At 67.8% G+C, this 4250-nt stretch carries 2 protein-coding genes and 2 pseudogenes; all 4 read left to right on the forward strand.

Annotated features, from left to right (window positions below):
- Nucleotides 1–63: 63 nt before the first annotated feature.
- Nucleotides 64–1058, forward strand: a pseudogene (locus x551_RS19050) (ABC transporter ATP-binding protein).
- 34 nt (nucleotides 1059–1092) lie between these two features.
- Nucleotides 1093–2339: pseudogene (locus x551_RS19055) on the forward strand (extracellular solute-binding protein).
- A 154-nt stretch (nucleotides 2340–2493) separates the two neighbouring features.
- Entirely contained in the window at nucleotides 2494–3378 is an 885-nt protein-coding gene (locus tag x551_RS19060) for an ABC transporter permease (protein ID WP_036235417.1), read from the forward strand.
- Between the two features lies 1 nt (nucleotide 3379).
- On the forward strand, nucleotides 3380–4250 hold an 871-nt coding region (locus x551_RS19065), incomplete at its 3' end, for an ABC transporter permease subunit (protein WP_036250250.1).

Below are 4250 nucleotides of genomic sequence, written 5' to 3' on the forward strand. Positions count from 1 at the left end.
GGCAGGGCCGCAGCGGCGGGCCGGCCGCGTCGCCTGGCACATGCTTTGCGTACCGGCTGCACCATGAACCCACGCACCGACCTGGAACTCGTTCACCTGGTCAAGCGCTACGGCGACGCGGTCGCCGTCGCCGGGATCGACCTCAAGATCGCCGCCGGCAGCTACTGCTGTCTGCTCGGGCCCTCGGGCTGCGGCAAGACCTCCACGCTGCGCATGATCGCCGGGCACGAGCTGGCGAGCGAGGGCGACATCGTGCTCGGCGGCCGCAACATCACCAACCTGCCGGCGTCCGAGCGCGGCACCGCGATGATGTTCCAGAGCTACGCGCTGTTCCCGCACCTGAGCGCGCTCGACAACGTGGCCTTCAGCCTGAAGATGCGCGGCGTCGACAAGGCCGCGCGGCAGAAGAAGGCGGCCGACCTGCTGGAGCGCGTGTCGCTCGGCCACCTGGCGCACCGCAAGCCGGCCGAGCTGTCGGGCGGCCAGCAGCAGCGCGTGGCGCTGGCGCGCGCGCTGATCACCGAACCCAAGGTGCTGCTGCTCGACGAGCCGCTGTCGGCGCTCGATCCCTTCCTGCGCATCAAGATGCGCGCCGAGCTCAAGGGCTGGCAGACCTCGCTGGGCATGACCTTCATCCACGTCACGCACTCGCAGGAGGAGGCGATGGCGCTGGCCGACCAGGTGGTGGTGATGAGCCAGGGCCGCATCGAGCAGGACGGCTCGCCGCACAGCGTGTTCAATGCGCCGCGCAGCGAGTTCGTGGCGCGCTTCATGGGTGGGCACAACGTCATTCCCTCGTCGCGCGGCCTGGTGGCGGTGCGCGCCGACAAGACCCGCCTGAGCCGCGACCCGCTGCCGGCCGGCGACACCGTGCTGCCGGCCACCGTGCGCGCCACCGAGTACCAGGCACCTACGTACTGCTGACGCTGCACAGCGCGGCGGTCGACGAGTTCAACGTCGTGCTGCCCGAGGCTGCCTTCGAGGCCCAGCCCTGGCAGCCCGGTGACAGCGCCTGCGCCCACTGGGACGCCGCCGACATGCATCCGCTGGCCGCCTGAGCCGGCCCTCTTTCCCTCCCAGGAGAACACCACCATGTCCGAAATCCGTCGCCGCCAACTGCTCCAGGGCACCGCCGGCATCCTCGCCACCGGCATCTTCCCCGCCATCCACGCGCAGGAGAAGATCACGCTGCGCTACCTGGGCACCGCGGTGAACCAGGACAAGGCCATCGCCGAGAAGTTCAAGGCCGACACCGGCATCGCCATCCAGTACATCGCCGTCAACACCGACGAGGTGACCAAGCGCGCGGTGACGTCGCCGAACAGCTTCGACCTGATCGACACCGAGTACTTCTCGCTGAAGAAGATCGTGCCGACCGGCAACCTCAAGGGCATCGACACCAAGCGCATCAAGAACGCCGACAAGATCACCACGCTGTTCACCACCGGCGTGGTGGGCGGCAAGGCGGTCGGCGACCAGGGAACGGCGCCGAAGAAGGTGATCTACCTGGAGGGCGAGAAGAGCAAGGTGTTCGCCAAGGCGCCGACCCAGTTCATGAGCCTGATCCCCACGGTCTACAACGCCGACACGCTGGGCATCCGGCCCGACCTGATCAAGCGCCCGATCGACAGCTGGGCCGAGCTGCTGAACCCGGAGTTCAAGGGCAAGGCCGCGATCCTCAACATCCCGTCGATCGGCATCATGGACGCGGCGATGGTCGTGGAGGCCAAGGGGCTCTACAAGTACCCCGACAAGGGCAACATGACCCGGAAGGAGATCGACCTCACGATCAAGACCCTGATCGAGGCGAAGAAGGCCGGCCAGTTCCGCTCGCTGTGGAAGGACTTCAACGAGAGCGTCAACCTGATGGCCTCCGGCGAGGTGGTGATCCAGTCGATGTGGTCGCCGGCCGTCACCGCGGTGCGCACCAAGGGCATCGACTGCGTGTTCCAGCCGCTGAAGGAGGGCTACCGCGCCTGGGCGGCCGGCTTCGGCGTACCGGCCACTTCGAGCGGCAAGAAGCTCGACGCCACCTACGAGTTCATCAACTGGTTCCTCGATGGCTGGGCCGGCGCCTACCTGAACCGCCAGGCTACTACAGCGCCGTGCTGGAGACCGCCAAGGCCAAGATGGAAGCCTACGAGTGGGCCTACTGGATGGAAGGCAAGGCGGCCGAGAAGGACATCAAGTCGCCCAACGGCGATCTGCTGGCCAAGGCCGGCAGCAAGCGCGACGGCGGCTCCTACGAGCAGCGCATGGGTGGCATCGCGTGCTGGAACGCGCTGATGGACGAGAACACCTACATGGTCCAGAAGTGGAACGAGTTTGTCGCGGCATGATGACGCTCCCCCCCGTTGCGGCTGACGCCGCTCCCCCAGGGGCCACGAAGAGGCCCTTTCAGTGCCTTTGGGGCGCCGCTGGCGGACCGGCGGAGCCGGATCCGCGGCGGCCGCTCGAAGGCCGGCGTCGCTGCATTCGCCGAGGGGACGGGGCGTGAAGAGCACGGCGTTGACGGCCGGCCCGCCCGCCTGGCTGCAGGCGCTGCCGTTCGGCGCGGTGTTCCTGTTCTTCTTCGTCGCACCGCTGCTGCTGATCGGGGCGGTGAGCTTCTGGCCGACCAGCGACTACGAGCTGATCCCCGGCTTCACCGGCCAGAACTATGTGTCGATCTTCGAGGGTTGCAGCAACCTGGCCGAGCCCTGCGTGACGCTGAAGACCTACTGGTCGACGCTGCGGTTTTCGCTGCTGACCTGGGCCGCCGCGCTGCTGATCGGCTTCACGATCGCCTATTTCCTGGCCTTCCACGTGCGTTCGCCGGGCATGCAGACGCTGCTGTTCGTCATCTGCACCATCCCGTTCTGGACCAGCAACGTCATCCGAATGATCTCGTGGGTGCCGCTGCTCGGCCGCAACGGCCTGGTCAACCAGGGGTTGATGGGGCTGGGGGTGGTCGACAAGCCGGTCGACTGGCTGCTGTTCTCGGAGTTCTCGGTGGTGCTGGCCTTCGTGCACCTGTACACGATGTTCATGCTGGTGCCGATCTTCAACTCGATGATGCGCATCGACCGCTCGCTGCTCGAGGCGGCCGACGACTGCGGCGCGAGCGGCTGGCAGACGCTGTGGAACGTGATCGTGCCGCTGTCGCGCACCGGCATCCTGATCGGCTCGATCTTCGTCATCACCATCGTGATGGGCGACTTCGTGACCGTCGGCGTGATGGGCGGCCAGCAGATCGCCTCGGTCGGCAAGGTGATCCAGGTGCAGACCTCCTACCTGCAGTTTCCGCTGGCCGCGGCCAACGCGGTGGTGCTGCTGGCGGTGGTGCTGATGATCATCGTCGCGCTGACGCGGCTGGTGAATCTGCGCAAGGAACTTTGAGATGAACCGCGACCGCCGCTCGAGAGGCTTCTGGCCGCTGGCCCTCGTGTTCGGCCTGTTCGTGCTGTTCCTCTACGGCCCGGTGATCACGATCTTCGTGCTGAGCTTCCAGGGCCCCGAGGGCGGGCTGACGCTGCCGATGCGCGGGTTGTCGCTGCACTGGTACCACGAGCTGTGGAAGGGCCTGGGCGTGGTCGACATCGGCGCCGCGCTGCGCCGCTCGCTCGCGCTCGGCGCGGTGGTGATGGTGCTGACGGTGCTGCTGGCGCTGAGCGCCGGGCTGGCCTTCCGCAAGCGCCTGGCCGGTGCCGACGCGCTGTTCCACGTGACCGTGGCCAGCCTGATCATGCCGTCGATCATCGTCTCGCTCGGCATCGGCCTGCAGTTCCGGCTGCTCGACGGCGGCATCAAGTGGCTGCTGGAGGCCGTCGGCGCCACCGCCACGCTCGAGAGCTACACCACCTCGCTGGGTCTCTACACCTCCGGCCTCGGCGCCCACCTGACCTGGACGCTGCCGTTCGGCCTGCTGATCATGTTCGCGGTGTTCAACCGCTTCAACCCGGCCTATGAGGAGGCGGCGCGCGACCAGGGCGCGACGCCGTGGCAGACCTTCCGCCACGTGGTGCTGCCGCTGATCGGGCCGTCGGTGGTGGGCATCGGCATGTTCGGCTTCACGCTGAGCTGGGACGAGATCGCGCGCTCCTCGCAGGCGATCGGCGACCTCAACACCCTGCCGCTGGAGCTGCAGGGCCTGACCACCACCGTCACCACGCCGTCGATCTACGCCCTGGGCACCGTGACCACCGGCATCTCGCTGCTGGTGGTGGGCCTGGCGCTGCTCGGTGCGGCCGCGCTGCGCCGCCGCGGCGGCC

The sequence above is a fragment of the Methylibium sp. T29 genome (assembly GCF_000576205.1).
GTDB lineage: Bacteria > Pseudomonadota > Gammaproteobacteria > Burkholderiales > Burkholderiaceae_C > Methylibium > Methylibium petroleiphilum.